At 42.1% G+C, this 15,333-nt stretch carries 16 protein-coding genes, 1 tRNA gene and 1 other RNA gene; all 18 read left to right on the plus strand.

Annotated elements, in window-relative coordinates:
* The first annotated feature begins 97 nt into the window (after positions 1-97).
* The 18 genes from H0Z23_RS00090 to rsmH all read left to right on the plus strand — a co-directional run bounded on the left by H0Z23_RS00090 (position 98) and on the right by rsmH (position 15,322).
* Positions 98-301, plus strand: a complete 204-nt coding sequence (locus tag H0Z23_RS00090; protein WP_296866585.1) for a 4Fe-4S binding protein — start codon at positions 98-100, stop codon at positions 299-301.
* Positions 301-1,434, plus strand: a complete 1,134-nt coding sequence (locus H0Z23_RS00095; protein ID WP_296866586.1) for a 2-oxoacid:acceptor oxidoreductase subunit alpha — start codon at positions 301-303, stop codon at positions 1,432-1,434. The genes H0Z23_RS00090 and H0Z23_RS00095 overlap by 1 nt, the downstream gene beginning before the upstream one ends.
* Before the next feature lie 2 nt (positions 1,435-1,436).
* Entirely contained in the window at positions 1,437-2,267 is an 831-nt protein-coding gene (locus H0Z23_RS00100) for a 2-oxoacid:ferredoxin oxidoreductase subunit beta (RefSeq protein WP_296866588.1), read from the plus strand.
* Positions 2,260-2,805, plus strand: a complete 546-nt coding sequence (locus H0Z23_RS00105; protein ID WP_296866589.1) for a 2-oxoacid:acceptor oxidoreductase family protein — start codon at positions 2,260-2,262, stop codon at positions 2,803-2,805. Before H0Z23_RS00100 ends, H0Z23_RS00105 begins: the two co-directional genes overlap by 8 nt.
* A gap of 129 nt (positions 2,806-2,934) precedes the next feature.
* Positions 2,935-4,308, plus strand: a complete 1,374-nt coding sequence (gene rlmD / locus H0Z23_RS00110) for a 23S rRNA (uracil(1939)-C(5))-methyltransferase RlmD (protein WP_296866591.1) — start codon at positions 2,935-2,937, stop codon at positions 4,306-4,308.
* A gap of 83 nt (positions 4,309-4,391) precedes the next feature.
* A tRNA-Gly gene (locus tag H0Z23_RS00115) sits at positions 4,392-4,467 on the plus strand.
* 209 nt (positions 4,468-4,676) lie between these two features.
* Complete coding sequence (locus H0Z23_RS00120; protein ID WP_296866593.1) at positions 4,677-5,003, plus strand: cell envelope biogenesis protein TolA; 327 nt, start codon at positions 4,677-4,679, stop codon at positions 5,001-5,003.
* Positions 4,990-6,999: a V-type ATP synthase subunit I gene (locus H0Z23_RS00125; RefSeq protein ID WP_296866595.1), complete on the plus strand. Its 2,010-nt coding sequence runs from the start codon at positions 4,990-4,992 to the stop codon at positions 6,997-6,999. The genes H0Z23_RS00120 and H0Z23_RS00125 overlap by 14 nt, the downstream gene beginning before the upstream one ends.
* 76 nt (positions 7,000-7,075) lie before the next feature.
* Complete coding sequence (locus tag H0Z23_RS00130) at positions 7,076-7,552, plus strand: V-type ATP synthase subunit K (protein WP_296866597.1); 477 nt, start codon at positions 7,076-7,078, stop codon at positions 7,550-7,552.
* A 29-nt stretch (positions 7,553-7,581) separates the two neighbouring features.
* Positions 7,582-8,157: a V-type ATP synthase subunit E gene (locus tag H0Z23_RS00135; RefSeq protein ID WP_296866598.1), complete on the plus strand. Its 576-nt coding sequence runs from the start codon at positions 7,582-7,584 to the stop codon at positions 8,155-8,157.
* Between the two features lie 21 nt (positions 8,158-8,178).
* Positions 8,179-9,192 carry a V-type ATPase subunit gene (locus tag H0Z23_RS00140; protein WP_296866600.1) on the plus strand — a complete coding sequence of 338 codons (1,014 nt, stop codon included), beginning with the start codon at positions 8,179-8,181 and terminating at the stop codon, positions 9,190-9,192.
* Positions 9,182-9,523 carry a V-type ATP synthase subunit F gene (locus H0Z23_RS00145; protein ID WP_296866602.1) on the plus strand — a complete coding sequence of 114 codons (342 nt, stop codon included), beginning with the start codon at positions 9,182-9,184 and terminating at the stop codon, positions 9,521-9,523. The genes H0Z23_RS00140 and H0Z23_RS00145 overlap by 11 nt, the downstream gene beginning before the upstream one ends.
* Positions 9,524-9,562: 39 nt before the next feature.
* Positions 9,563-11,362 (plus strand): V-type ATP synthase subunit A, encoded by a 1,800-nt coding sequence (locus H0Z23_RS00150; RefSeq protein ID WP_296866604.1) that lies wholly within the window; start codon positions 9,563-9,565, stop codon positions 11,360-11,362.
* Positions 11,343-12,731 (plus strand): V-type ATP synthase subunit B, encoded by a 1,389-nt coding sequence (locus H0Z23_RS00155; protein ID WP_296867065.1) that lies wholly within the window; start codon positions 11,343-11,345, stop codon positions 12,729-12,731. Before H0Z23_RS00150 ends, H0Z23_RS00155 begins: the two co-directional genes overlap by 20 nt.
* A gap of 64 nt (positions 12,732-12,795) precedes the next feature.
* Positions 12,796-13,422: a V-type ATP synthase subunit D gene (locus H0Z23_RS00160; protein ID WP_296866606.1), complete on the plus strand. Its 627-nt coding sequence runs from the start codon at positions 12,796-12,798 to the stop codon at positions 13,420-13,422.
* Between the two features lie 54 nt (positions 13,423-13,476).
* Positions 13,477-13,839, plus strand: an RNA gene (gene rnpB / locus H0Z23_RS00165) — RNase P RNA component class A.
* A gap of 149 nt (positions 13,840-13,988) precedes the next feature.
* Positions 13,989-14,414: a division/cell wall cluster transcriptional repressor MraZ gene (gene mraZ, locus H0Z23_RS00170; RefSeq protein WP_296866608.1), complete on the plus strand. Its 426-nt coding sequence runs from the start codon at positions 13,989-13,991 to the stop codon at positions 14,412-14,414.
* Positions 14,411-15,322 (plus strand): 16S rRNA (cytosine(1402)-N(4))-methyltransferase RsmH, encoded by a 912-nt coding sequence (gene rsmH / locus H0Z23_RS00175; RefSeq protein WP_296866610.1) that lies wholly within the window; start codon positions 14,411-14,413, stop codon positions 15,320-15,322. Before mraZ ends, rsmH begins: the two co-directional genes overlap by 4 nt.
* Positions 15,323-15,333: the final 11 nt, after the last annotated feature.

Here is a 15,333-nt window from a genome sequence, read left to right on the forward strand (position 1 = left end):
AACATAACAAAAAGGGTTGTCCTTTTCCTCACAAAATGGCATAATGTCTGATGGTTTATTGAAGCCCGAGCAAACCCTTGGGAGGAAGGTGATTTTTTTGTCGAAGAGCTTTACGGTTGAGGTTAATAAGAAGTGGTGTAAGGGATGCGGCTTGTGTATAGCTGTATGTCCCAAGAAGGTTTTAGAATTGGACTCCGACGTAAAATGTGAGCCAGTTCGTATGGAAGATTGTATTGGATGCAGACAATGTGAAAATATTTGTCCCGATTTGGCAATCACCGTTGAGGAGAGTGGACAGTAATGAGAAAAGCAGAATTTTGGCAGGGTAATGTTGCAATTGCGCATGGTGCTATTGCGGCTGGTTGTAGGTTTTTTGGTGGGTATCCTATAACTCCTTCATCAGAAATCGCTGAAGTTATGGCAGAGGAATTACCAAGAGTTAATGGTAAATTTATACAGATGGAGGACGAGATAGGAGGAATCGCAGCAGCGATAGGAGCTTCTATAGCTGGAGTCAAAGCTATGACGGCTACTTCCGGTCCTGGTTTTTCTCTTAAGCAGGAAAATTTGGGATTAGCCTACATGGCTGAAATTCCTCTCGTCGTTGTGGATGTTATGAGAGGAGGTCCATCTACTGGGTTGCCTACCTCTATTTCTCAGCAGGATGTTATGCAGGCTAGATGGGGAACCCACGGAGATCATGCTACCATTGCTTATTCTCCTGCATCCGTTCAGGAGTGCTATGAGATAACAGTAAAAGCCTTTAACATGGCTGAGAGGTTTAGGCAGCCTGTTTTGATAATGAGTGACGAAGTTTTGGGGCATATGAGAGAAAAGGTTTATGTTCCAGCAAAGGAAGAAATAAAATTGGTAAACAGGAAGAAGCCGACTGCAGACCCTGAAGAATTTATGGCTTATAAGGCTGATCCGGAAGATAATATCCCCCCAATGGCTGGATTTGGCGATGGATACCGTTGGCATGTTACTGGTTTGACGCACAACGAGTGGGGTTTCCCGACCAATGATAAAGACGAAATAGCCAAAAAATCCAAGAGGTTGATGGATAAGGTTGATGCATATAGGGATGAGATAGTGGAGTATGATACAGAGTTCACAGAAGATGCGGATATCATAGTTGTGAGTTATGGCAGTGTGGCAAGAAGCGCCTTAACGGCAGTAAAGCTAGCAAGAGAAGCTGGAATGAAGGTTGGCTATTTTAGGCCTGTAACTCTTTGGCCGTTCCCAGATAAAGAGATAGAAGCCCTTGCAGAGAAGGCGAGGCGTATCGTTGTTCCTGAGCTTAATTATGGTCAAATGGTTTTAGAAGTAGAAAGAGCCGTTCACGGCAAGGCTGATGTGCTTCCTCTCAATATGGTCAACGGAGAGCTCTTTAAGCCTAAGGATATTTTGCAATTTGTTAAGGAGGTGGCTTAAATATGCCCCGCCCCGAGATAGAAAATTGGTTGCGTAAGAGGTTTTTCCCGCATATATGGTGTCCTGGGTGTGGACATGGGGTAATACTGCATGCCTTGCTCAGAGCTCTAGTGAGCTGTGGCAAAAAGAAAGAGGAGACTGTGATAGCTTCAGGTATAGGTTGTTCTAGCAGGATGCCTGGATACATAGATGCTTGTACTGTGCACACTACTCACGGGAGATCTTTGGCTTTTGCGACAGGTATAAAGCTGGCGAATCCCGACCTTACGGTAATTGATGTAATGGGTGATGGCGATTGTTCTGCAATAGGTGGCAACCATTTTATTCATGCTTGCAGGCGTAACATAGATATAACGGCCATAGTAATGAATAACAATATATATGGTATGACTGGAGGGCAAGCTTCTCCAACTACACCTCCTGGCTCTAAAGCGACTACTGCTCCTTATGGAGCAATAGATCCCCCATTCGATATTTGTCAGCTTGCAATTGGAGCAGGGGCTACTTATGTGGCTCGTGCAACCATAGCAAACCCAGTGATGTGCGAGAGATATATAAAAGCAGCTATTGAGCATAAAGGTTTCTCTGTGGTAGAAATAGTATCAAGTTGCCATACCCAGTATGGTAGGAGAAACAAGAGGAGAACTCCAGTAGATAATCTTAACTATCTCAAGGCTGCCTCTGTTCCTGTCGCAAAGGCGAAGGAAATGTCGGAAGAAGAATTGGCTGGCAAGATTACTATTGGTGAGTTTGTCAAGATAGAGGGTAAACCGGACTATACTGAGTTGTACGAAAAGGTTATAGAAGCTGCAGGGGGGAAGCATCATGAGTAGCCGCTACGAGATTCGTTTTGCAGGTTCTGGAGGACAAGGAGTTATCTTGGCTGCCGTTGTAACTGGTGAAGCGGCTGCGCTTTACGAGGAGTTGAATTCTGTTCAAAGCCAAGCTTATGGGCCAGAGGCAAGGGGGGGCAAATCCAAATCGGAAGTTGTAATATCGAAAGATGAGATTGATTATCCTAAAGCTATGGAGCCAGACCTTCAAATTATCTTAAACCAAGCCTCTTGTGATGAGTTTGCTGTTGATACAAAGAAGGGCGGAGTAGTGATTCTCGACGATACATATGTTAAGGAAGCTCCCGAGATAGATGCTGAAGTTTACATGGTCCCTATAGTAAAGACAGCTAGAGAAAAGATAGGTCGCGAGCTTGTAACCAATATGGTGGCTTTGGGTGCTATGGCTAAAATTCTGGAGAGAAAAGGAATAATAAAACCGGAAAACATCAAAAAAGCTATTTTAGCAAGAGTTCCTAAAGGGACTGAGGAGTTAAATGCTAAAGCATTTGATGAAGGGTATGCTTTGATTAACTAAAAAGAGCTTAAACAATTACAATATGAGGAGGATGCCAGTGGCCTTTGACTTTTTGTGCTGGTATCCTCCTTTTGCTTTTAAGAGGGAAGAGCAATTGAATGTGTAGCTGAAAGGACGGTTGTCGCTTACATGGATTTAAAAAAGGGTGAGAAGATAAGACTTTTGGTGGAGTCTGTCAACAGCCAGGGAGATGGAGTAGCGCGGTTAGGTAAAGAAAGGTTTGTGTTTTTTGTTCCGGGGGCGTTACCAGGAGAAGAAGTGGAAGGCGATATTAAAATATTAAAAAAACACTACGGAGTTGTGAAATTAACTAACATATTCACTTCTAGCCCTTATAGAACAACTCCTTCGTGTCCTTGGTACAATGCATGTGGAGGATGTTCCCTGCAGCATGCAGATTATTCAATGCAACTGGAAATAAAAAGACGTATAGTGTCAGATGCACTTATGAAAAGCGTAGGCATAGAATCTTTGCATAAAGTATTGGAGTGTATTCCTTCACCTCAGAAATGGTGTTATCGAAACAAAGCGTCTTTCCCGGTCAAAAAAAGCAGAAAAAATTTAAATATAGGATTTTACATGAAGGGGTCGCATCGTATTGTTCCTATAAGCTCCTGCAATATTGTGACGAGGGATCTTGATGGCCTTTATAAGCTTTTGTTGAAAAATATATCTTTTCTTGGTATTGATGGCTATGATGAAAAGAGAGGCACAGGTGATTTAAGGCATATTGTTTTAAGGCAGACCACTAGGGGAGATAAAGCCGTTATATTAGTTCTCAGGTGTTTTGGCCGAAGGAACGAAAAAAAACTTAAGGAGTTTATATTATCACTGAGTAGAATTTTAGGTGAAAAAGTTTCCTTTCATGTAAACTTGAACCCTCATAGGGGTAATAGGATTTTTGGAGAAAAAACTATTACGATTGCAGGAAAAGACAGTCTAGAGGAAGTGATATGTAAAGAGGTTGTATCTTTTGGCCCAACTTCTTTTTTTCAAGTTAACAGAGAGATAGCCGAATTGTTATTCAGAGAAGTTAAGGATTTGCTTGAAGCAGAAGGTGCAGAACAAGTAACTGAACTTTACTGTGGGGTTGGTGCAATCACCGTAACTTATGCAAGAAGCGTAAAATCGGCAACTGTTGTGGAATCTTGGCCAGAATCCGTTAGATTTTTGCGAAAGAACATAGAAGTGAACAAGATGAGTAACGTTCATGTTTTAGAAGGTGAAGTGGAAAACTTTCCAGGTAATATATTATTTGGAGAAAATAAAGTGGTCATTTTAGACCCACCAAGAAGTGGATGCTCTAGAAGTGTGCTAGAAGGTATCAATAGAGGAAGACCTAAAGCTGTGATATATGTATCTTGTAATCCAGCTACATTGGCAAGGGATATAGCTACGCTTGTTGATGGTGGATACGAACTTGCTTTTGTTAAGCCCTTTGATATGTTTCCCATGACAGCTCACGTTGAGAGCCTTGCATTGTTGACCAGGAAAGATACATGAATGTTGGAGCAACAATAATTTGGTTTGCGTATCTTGGAGGTTGAAAAAAACAACCAAGCTATATATAATAACTCGGGCAGAGGGCGGACATAGCTCAGTTGGTAGAGCATCGGCTTCCCAAGCCGAGGGTCGCGGGTTCGAATCCCGTTGTCCGCTCCATTAATGTCATTAATGTCTAGATAGAATAAAATGGAGGGGATATCCCTCCATTTTTTGTATAAACAACACTAACGCTTTAAAGAGTATGGTGAAAAATAAACGTTTTTTCTGAAATTGCATTAAAATTGACAATAATTTCTTGCGAGTCTAAAATTAATAGGACTTTGTGTTTTGCATAACGTATAATCTTTTGAAGGGGGGTGCTAGCGGTGGCTAAAAATTTAACGGAGGAGATAAGGGCGTCGGAGGAGCAAGCGCAAAAGATACTTTTAGAGGCAAAGACCAAAGCCTCTCAAATAATTTCTGAAGCTCGCACAGAGTCAGAGCAAGCTGTAAAATCATTCAGGCAGCAAATGCATAGGTCCTTCAGGGATGAGTTGGTAAGTATAGAAAAAGAGGCTGAAAAAGAAGTTGAAGAAGCATTGCGTGAAGGACAAAATAAGGCAGAGAGCTTAATAGAGAAATATAAAAGTAAAGTTGACGAGGTAGCTGCCTGGATAGCGGGAGAGGTGATGACCCGGTATGGCAGTAACTAAATTTAAAAAGGCTTCTTTAGTGTTATTAGGAGAGGTGGAAGAAGAGGTTATTTCTATTTTGCAGTCTATGGCGTGTTGTGAGATCTTGCCGGAGACAGCAGAAGCTAAAACTCACAGCTGGGCTGAAGTTATAAAGTCCACTGATGAGGCTTTGTCTGACGTGAGGTTCTTGTTGCGTTTTTTGGAGCCTTACTTTATGGAAGAATCGGGGAAATTGGAGCGTCTTCTAGGTGAGAAACCTACATTTACTATGGAGGAGCTGGAGGGTACAGCTAAAAATACAGATTTGGCTAGTTTATCAGCTAAAGTGCGAAAAGTTGAAAGGCGTTTGCTGGAGATAAGAACGACATTTTCAAAGATTGAGTCTAATGAGGGGATCTTGAGGAAGCTTGAGGGCTTTCCGTATTCGTTGTCTATCATTTCAAGCGGCACTTCACGGATATCTAGCGTGGTTGGCACTTTACCTGTTGTATATCTTGAAAAATTCAAAGATGCTGTACAAGAATTATTGGCCACTGATGGAGAGGTTTTTGTTGCATCTTTTGGGCCCAAAGAAACGGACGCTACAGTGGTATTGATGTACGATAAGGAAAGGGCAAATCAGGTTGGAGAGATATGCGAAAAGGTTCCATTTACTAAATTGGACTTCCCAGGAGAATTAAAAGACACCCCTGAGGAAGAGTTATCCAAATTAGAACAGGCAAAAGATAAGCTTGCCAAAGAAGAAGAAAGTCTTAGAAAAGAAGCTTCGATGCTTGCCTCTGAATGGGTTCCAACGCTCAGGAAGTTGTTGGACTATTACTCTGTCGTTAGAACTCGTTATGAAACGTTGATTGGTACTGCTAGGACTCAAAAGACAAGTTTTATCCGTTTTTGGGTTCCAGAGGCCTCAGTAGGGCGTTTGAAAAAGGAGCTAGCTAAGTTTGAAGAATGCATAGAACTTAAACTAGAGGATCCTGATGAGAGCGACCAGCCGCCAACCTTACTGGAAAATCCTAGATGGGCTTTGCCTTTTGAGCCTTTGACCAGGCTGTATGGTGCTCCAAAATACGGGGAAATAGATCCTACGGTTCCTATGGCACCATTTATGTTTTTGTTTTTCGGGATGTGCTTAGGTGATGGTGGATATGGGATTCTGGTAGCCTCAGCGATAATATATTTGCTCTCAAAGTACAAAATTGTGGGAGATACAAGGAATTTCCTCAATCTTTTACTTCTAGGAGCTTTTTCGACCATAGCAGTGGGAGCTTTAACGGGTAGCTGGATGGGAGATATGGTTGATGCGTTCCCATTCCTTGCTTTGCTTCAACCAATCAAGGAAAAACTTGCTGTTTTGAATCCTATGTCTGATCCTATAACCTTTTTAGGAATATCCCTTGCTCTTGGTGTAATTCAAATCCTTTTTGGGCTTTTCATAGCGTTTTGGGACAGTCTTAGAAAAAAGGATTACATGGCTGCGTTTGGTGATAATGGTGGTTGGATTTCTCTTATAGTTGGTCTACTTTTGCTTGGAGGAGTTAAGAGTGGTTTCCTTTCTGGTTTTTCTGCTGGATTACTTGGGAAAATGCTTTCAATTTTGGGTGCAGTCGTGTTGATTGCTACACAAGGTAGGGAAAAATCTGGACTTTTCAGAAAATTGCTTTCTGGAGTGTTGAGCTTATATAACATAACTTCGTACTTAGGGGATATATTGAGCTACAGTAGGCTTTTGGCTTTAGGATTAGCTACATCGGCAATAGCAATGATAGTCAATACGTTAACTACGCTAGTAATATCTATACCGTTCATTGGCTGGGTATTGAGCATCATAATATTTGTGGGAGGACATCTTTTTAGTGTGGTAGTAAATACTCTGGGAGCATTTATACATTCTTTGCGTTTACAATATGTTGAGTTTTTTAGCAAGTTTTATAGTGGAGGAGGAAAAATCTTCCAACCTTTGGAGTATAAGACTCGTTACGTCAAAATTGTTGGGAATAATCTGTTAGATCAATGAGTAAAATTTAAAAGAGCAAAATAAAATAATTCATTTGAGACAACTTTAAAAGTTTTCGAGAGGGGTGTAAAAGACAATGGAAATCCTTGGAGTTATGTTGGCAGTTTTGGGTGCAGCGTTAGCAGCAGGATTGGCAGGTTCTGGTTCGGCTATAGGCGTTGGAATAGCGGGAGAGGCAGGAGCGGGAATTATGACTGAAGATCCAGGGAAGTTTGGCTTGGTGCTTCTTCTGCAGGCCTTGCCCGGAACTCAAGGTATATATGGTCTTCTGACGGCCTTTTTTGCCATATTAAAGGTGGGTCTGTTGGGTGGAGAGGCAATTGAGGTAAGCGTGTGGCAAGGCTTAGGTGTGTTTTTTGCCTGCCTGCCTATAGCTATAGCTGGTTATTATTCTGGCATAGCTCAGGGGAAGACTTCTGCCGCTTGTATCCAACTTATAGCCAAGAGGCCCGAGGAGACGGGTAAGGCTGTTATTCTTCCGGCTATGGTTGAGACGTATGCTGTTTTGGCTCTTTTGATGAGTATAATTCTCCTCAACAGCATCAAATTATAATATTGCTGTGAGAGGTGAACGTTATGTCTTTGCAAGATATAAAGAAGAAAATTGAATCAGAAGCAGAACAAGAAGCAAAAGAGATAATTGAGAAGGCTAGAGAACAGGCGGAGAAAATAAAACTTTCTGCAGAGGAAGAGATAAGGAAAATAAAAGAACAATATGATAAAAAACTTGAAGCTGAAAGGCCTGAGATTTTCAGGCGTAAGAGGATAGTTGCTAACTTAGAAACCAAAAAGATGGAATTGGGGTCTAAAAGATATTTGGTTGATCTTGCCTTTTCAAAATCAGTTGAGCATTTGGCTAGTATGGACAAAAATAAATACCAACAGTTTGTAAGTGCTCTACTTGAAAAAGCAGCAGGCGATGGGGAAGGTCTATTGTTAGTCGGTGAAAATGAACAGGTTATAACAGAGGAATGGATAGAAGGTTTCAATAAAAAACACAAAACTCATATCGTGTTAGATAAGAAACGTATGAAAACAGCCGGAGGTTTTATCCTAAGTAAAGGCAGGGTGGATGTAAATTGTACCTTTGAGGCATTGGTTAAAAGCCTTAAAGAGGATATTGAAATTGATGTGTTTAACAAGCTTTTCTCGTCCTGAGGAAGTGAGGTTTTTGGAATCATGATTCCTAAAAATGGGTACACCTATGCGGTTTCCAGGCTTAAGGCTATGGCAAATAGGCTGTTAGATAACAATAGCATTATTAGACTGTGGGAAAGTGAAACCTTTTCTTCAGCGATGAAGTTGCTCTCTGAGACACATTATGCGCAGTGGCTTTCTGAGATGAAAAACGAGAATGACTTTGAATCGCTGATATCGTCTGAACTCAACTATGTGGTGTCAGAAACACGTTCGATATCTCCTGATAAGAGGATACCAATATTGTTTCAGTTGCCTTTTGACTTCCATAACATAAAGGTGCTTGTTAAAGACAAAATAACTCGCACTGGTAATCAGGGAAGAAGAATAGACCTATTAACTTCCTTAGGAAATGTTTCAGTTGAAGATCTAATTTTAGCTGTCGAGAGTGAAGATTACAGACTTTTACCTTTTGGTTTGCATGCTGTGTTGCCTGAAAGTCTCTCCATCTGGGAACAGAGCCATGATGTGCTCATGGTGGAAAAGAGGCTTGATGCGGCCTTGTTTGAATTGATGAAAAGTATTGCGGAAAGCATAGAAATAGAAGGCGTTAAAAAATGGGTCCGAGCAAAGATTGACGCAGAAAACATTCGAAATGTGTTGAGGCTTGTTAGATTTGGTTTGGAAATAGGGAAGATATCTTCATTCCTTCATGAAGGTGGATTTATCTCGAAGGAAAAGCTGTTGCTTTTAGTGAACGAACCCTTAGAGGGATGGGGACGCCTTGTAGGATTTGCCGACGCTGCTATGGCTCTGTCTGAAATTACTGATTTTTCTGATACAGAAAAGTCTTTGACGGAGCTTGAAAAATCCTTGGATGATTATGTGACTGGTGTTTTAGGTCCATATCGTTACGATGCTTTTGCTCCTGAAAACATTTTAGCCTTTCTGTGGGCTAAAGATATAGAGGCGAAAAATTTACGTATAATCTTGGTGGGTAAGGCTAACGATGTAGACAAGGATGTTATAAGGGGGTTGCTTAGAAATGTCCTCTAATAGCCTCAAGTTAAAAATGGCAGCGGTTGGCGATTACGAGAGCATACTGCCTTTTCAGGCGGTAGGGGCGGAACCTTTCTTTCTGGATGAAGGGGAAAAAGACAAACTTCAAGAGTTACTTTTTCGTTTTGCTAGGGAGGGTTATGCTGTAGTTTTTCTTCTGGATACTATATTTAAAGAGAGAAAAGATTTAGTTACGGAAATAAACGAAAATTACGACGTTAGTATAATACCTATTCCGGGAGTCAAAGGCTCCATAGGAGCAGGTGTAGAAGCAATAAGAAAAAGTGTGGAAAAAGCAGTCGGAATGGATATATTTGCTGTAAGATGATGAGTCAAATTAAATTAAAGGATTTGATAGGTGGTGGCCATGGAGAAAATCATTAAAGGAGCCATAGCGAAGATTTCTGGACCCCTGGTTGTAGCAGAGGGTATGACCGGAGCTTCCATGTACGATGTTGTCAGGGTAGGAGAACTAGGTTTGGTGGGTGAAATAATCGAATTAAAAGGGGATTTGGCGTCTATACAGGTCTATGAAGAAACTTCAGGCTTGAAGCCTAAAGAACCGGTAGTAAGCACTGGTGCGCCCTTAAGTGTGGAGTTAGGACCGGGTTTAATTGAGCAATTTTATGATGGAGTTCAAAGACCTTTGGCGCTTATAGAGCAGGCAGCACAAAGCCCATTTATAACAAGAGGGATACATGTGCCTTCTCTACCAAGGGATAAGAAATGGCATTTTAAGCCAGTTGTTGAAATGGGGACAGAGGTTGAAGGTGGAGATGTGCTGGGCATAGTGAAGGAAACAGTTCTAGTAGATCATAAGATTATGGTTCCTCCTGGCGTGAAAGGGAAGGTAAAGGAAATAAAAGAAGGAGAATTTACAGTAGAAGAACCTATCGCTGTAATAGGTACTGAAAATGGAGATGTCGAGGTGGCCATGTTACAACGCTGGCCGGTAAGGTTGCCTAGACCTGTTGCTAGGAGACTGCCGCCCAATGTACCTTTGGTAACAGGACAGCGTGTTGTTGATACGTTCTTCCCGATGGCTAGAGGTGGAGCGGCATGTGTGCCGGGTCCTTTTGGCTCGGGTAAGACTGTTATTCAGCACCAGTTGGCCAAATGGGCAGATGCAGAGATTGTGGTTTATGTTGGTTGTGGTGAGCGTGGAAATGAGATGACCGACGTGCTTTTAGAGTTCCCTGAGTTGGAAGACCCAAGATCAGGGCAACCTCTCATGAAGAGAACAGTTCTAATAGCCAATACTTCCAATATGCCAGTTGCTGCGAGAGAAGCTAGCATATATACGGGAATTACCATTGCTGAATATTACAGAGACATGGGTTACTCTGTGGCACTGATGGCTGATTCTACCAGCCGCTGGGCCGAAGCTCTTAGAGAAATTGGGGGAAGGCTGGAGGAAATGCCTGGAGAGGAAGGATATCCTGCTTATTTAGGCACGAGATTGGCCTCTTTCTATGAGAGAGCGGGTCGTGCGATTTGCTTGGGAAAAGATGGCAGAGAAGGATCAATAAGTGCTATCGGTGCTGTTTCACCGCCAGGTGGAGACTTGTCAGAGCCAGTTAGTCAGAATACCCTTAGGGTAACAAAAGTTTTCTGGGGACTGGACGCAAGCTTGGCATATCAAAGGCATTTCCCCGCCATAAATTGGCTTTTGAGTTATTCCCTTTATGCTGAGTCGTTGGGCGAATATTGGGATGATCGTTACGATGGCGAATGGAGTAAGATGAGAACTCAAGCTATGAGTTTGCTGGAAGAAGAGGATAGGCTCAAGGAAATAGTTAGATTAGTGGGTATTGATGCTCTATCTAAGGAAGAGAGAATGATCTTGGAAACTGCAAAATCTATAAGAGAAGATTTTCTGCATCAGAACGCTTTCCATGAAGTGGATACTTATGCCTCAATGGATAAGCAGTTCAAAATGCTCAAGACGATATTGTATTTCCATGAATTAAGCATGGATGCATTAAAGAAAGGTGCACTTTTGAATGACATCTTAAAATTGGAAGTAAGAGAGAAGATAGCGAGAATGCGCTATGTAAGCGAAGACAGGTTAGAAGATATAGATAAGCTTGAACCTGAAATAAAGAGACAAATCGAAGGGCTTTTACCAGAGGGGGGCTTTAGTGATGTTGCTGCCGAAAGAGTATAAAACTATTTCAGACTTGTCAGGACCCCTTGTTGTAGTAGAAAAAGTTGAAGATGTACGTTACGACGAGCTAGTGGAAATAGAGCTTGGAAATGGAGAAATAAGACGAGGCCGAGTGTTGGAGATAGCCAAGGATAGGGCGCTTGTCCAGATCTTTGAGGGAACCACCGGGATTGACGTTCAATCGACGAAAGTGCGGTTCACAGGTAAGGTCCTTACCTTGCCAGTAAGCAAGGATATGCTAGGTAGGATTTTTAATGGTAGAGGAGAACCCATAGATGGTGGTGCTCCTATAATCCCTGAAAAGAAATTAGACATTAATGGGTATCCTATGAACCCATATTCGAGAGATTATCCTTCTGAGTTTATTCAAACTGGAATTTCAACAATCGATGGGATGAATCCTATGGTAAGAGGGCAGAAACTGCCTATTTTTTCCGGTAGTGGTATGCCTCATAATAGGATAGCTGCCCAGGTTGCTAGGCAGGCGACGGTTTTGGGGGAGCATGAAGATTTCGCTGTTGTATTTGCTGCCATGGGAATAACCTTTGAAGAGGCTTCTTTCTTCATGGAGGACTTTCGTAGGACGGGTTCTATTGAGAGAACAGTAATGTTTGTAAACTTGGCAGATGATCCGGCTATTGAGCGAATAACAACTCCCAGATTAGCGTTGACGTGTGCGGAATATTTGGCCTTCGAGCACGATTATCAAGTGCTGGTCATTTTGACGGACTTGACCAACTATTGTGAGGCTCTTAGGGAAATTTCAGCAGCGAGGAAGGAAGTTCCAGGAAGGCGAGGATATCCAGGATATCTTTACACGGACCTTGCAACGATGTACGAAAGGGCTGGCAGATTGAAAGGAAAGAAAGGTTCTATAACTCAGTTCCCAATACTTACCATGCCTGAGGATGATAAGACCCATCCTATTCCTGACCTTACCGGATATATAACGGAAGGGCAGATTATATTGAGTAGGACGCTCCATAGAAAGGGTATTTATCCTCCCGTAGATGTTTTGCCGTCCTTGTCTCGATTGAAAGATAAAGGTATAGGTAAAGGAAAGACTAGGGAGGATCATGCTGATTTGATGAACCAGCTGTTTGCTGCATATGCCCGAGGTAAGGAAGCAAAGGAGCTTGCAACTATTTTGGGTGAGGGAGCACTTACGGAAGAGGATAAGGCTTTTGCGAAATTTGCCGATGAGTTTGAGAACACCTACGTGCGACAAGGTGAGTATGAGAACCGCACAATCGAGGAGACTCTAGAGAAAGGGTGGGACCTATTGACCCTTATTCCTGTTTCAGAGCTCAAACGAGTTCGAGATGAGTATATTGAAAAGTATCTAAAACCCAGACTGGAGAAAAAATAGCTAGTATTTTAAAACCATATGATCTAGATAAAATAAATGAGCATCACGATTGGAAGGTGACCTTATGGCAAAAAAACTAAACGTCAACCCTAATAGGATGGAACTTTCCAGGCTAAAAAAGCGACTCGTAGTTGCCAAAAGGGGGCATAAGCTGTTAAAGGATAAGCAAGATGCTCTTATAAAAGCGTTTCTTGATTTAGCCAGGGAGATCAAAAAGCTTCGGGAAGAAGTAGAAGAGGAGCTAGCAGAATGTTATAGGAGTTTTCTTTTGGCTAGAGCACAAACGCTACCTGCTATGTTGGAACAATCTTTGATGATAACTGGCACCAAGATAAATCTTTCTGTTAAGTATAAAAATGTAATGAGCGTAGTGGTTCCAGAATATCAAGTGGAGCAAAGTGGGAGCATACTGAACTATGGATTAGCGACGTCCCCAGGTTCTTTAGATGTGGCTCTTGAACGATTTTCCAGTGTAATACCCAAGCTTATTTCTCTGGCTGCTAAAGAGAAGAGCTTGAATTTAATGGCGGCAGAGATTGAAAGAACGCGCAGAAGGGTTAATGCCCTAGAGCATGTCCTCATACCATCCTTTGCTGAGACCATACATTATATAAAAATGAAGCTAGATGAGCAGGAAAGGGCTACTTTGAGTAGGTTAATGCGTGTAAAGGAGATTGTAAGATCTCATTAAATGTAGTTTAGTAGCTAGGAGTAATGTGTCTGCCCATTATGGTAAAATATGAGTGGAGTATCCAAAGCGGTCGCTGTCTCCTAGTGAGATGGAGGAAAGTCCGGACTCCAGAGGGCAGGGTGCTGGAGAAATTCCAGTGGGTGCGAACCTAAGGAAAGTGCCACAGAAACATACCGCCTTGTGCTCTAAAATTGGGTTCAATTTTAGAGCACAAGGTAAGGGTGAAAAGGTAAGGTAAGAGCTTACCAGCTGCAGGGTGACCTGTAGGCTAGGCAAACCCCGCCCGGAGCAAGGCCGAATAGGAGGGGATGAGGTGGCCCGCTGACCCTCGGGTACGGCCGCATGAGGCATGGCGCAAGCTGTGTCCCAGATAAATGACCGCCTTGTACAGAATCCGGCTTATTGGATGCTCCATTTTATTGCGAAAATAGTTTATTTGATTAAAGATTGGGACTTTTGACCTCAGTGGAAACGTTAAGGGGGGTCAGAAGTCCTTTTTTTTGTGTTTAAATAGTGGTAAAGTGGTAGAAAGTGGCATGAAGTGTCACAAAATGGGAGGAATTCCCATGTTGGTTGGGACGTACGAACATAGAATGGATTCAAAGGGTAGAGTTGTTCTTCCTTCGAAGTTGAGGGAGGAGATAGGAGAAGGTGCTTTTGCAACGATAGGTATAGATCGTTGCGTCTCTATTTACTCGGCCGCAGAATGGGAAAAAGTATTAGAGCGCCTAGGGCAGTTGCCTTTTTCTAAGGGAAAGGCAAGAGATTTTAGCAGGCTACTGATGGCATCTGCTTATGAAGCCCAATTTGACACATCTGGAAGAATTTTGATACCTCCTCATTTGAGAAATCATGCTTCTTTGAAGCAAGAAGTGACAATCATAGGAGTCGGAGATCATATTGAGCTTTGGGATACGTCAATCTGGAAGGAATACATGGAAAGAATCCGCAGTGAGCTTCCGAATATAGCTGAGGAGGTGGAGGGGCTGTGATAGAACATGTTCCCGTTATGGTTGAAGAAGTCTGTGATGCTGTTAGTCATGCGCCTTCTCTTCATAAAATTGTAGATGCCACTTTAGGTTTGGGAGGATACACAAAAGCCTTTTTAACGCGCTGGCCAGATGTTTCTGTTCTTGGAATAGATAAAGATCCTTTAGCTATTCAAGTAGCAAAAGATAATTTAGCTGATTTTCACAACAGAGTTAAATTCCACAACGGCGATTTTAGAAATTTAGCAAATATTTTGTTAGAAGAAAATTTTATGGAGCCGGATGCAATAGTTTTTGATTTAGGAGTTTCTAATCTCCAGATATCCCAGGGAGAAAGAGGGTTTTCTTTTGATATAGATGGTCCCTTAGACATGCGAATGGGAGTTGGAGGAACTTTAACGGCAGATGAAATAGTAAATAGTTACTCTAAGGAAGAGTTGGCAAATATTTTTCGCAGATATGGAGAAGAAAAATATGCAGCCAGAATTGCTTGGGGGATATGTAAATATAGGCAAGAGAAGGGATCAATCAAGACAACTGGTCAGTTAGTGGAAGTTATTAGAAAAACCCTGCCAGCTCCCGTGCAAAGAAAAATGGGAAAAAACCCTGCAAGGCGAGTTTTTCAGGCATTAAGGATAGAAGTAAATGATGAACTAAGAGCGTTAGAAGATGTCATGGCTGCATGCAAGAAGGTTGTTAAAGGAGGAACGATAATAGTAGTTGTGAGTTATCACTCCTTAGAAGATAAAATAATTAAAAAACAATTTAAAGAGTGGGCGACTACAGGGCTTGGCAAAATGCTAACAAAAAAAGTCTTGAAACCTTCGGAGGAGGAAATATCAAGAAACAAGAAGGCTCGGAGTGCCAAATTGCGTTGTTTTATTTTTAGTAGCGAGGGCAAGGATGCCTAGGGGGGCGATGC

It is taken from the genome of Thermovirga sp., from assembly GCF_017656375.1.
Classification (GTDB): domain Bacteria; phylum Synergistota; class Synergistia; order Synergistales; family Thermovirgaceae; genus Thermovirga.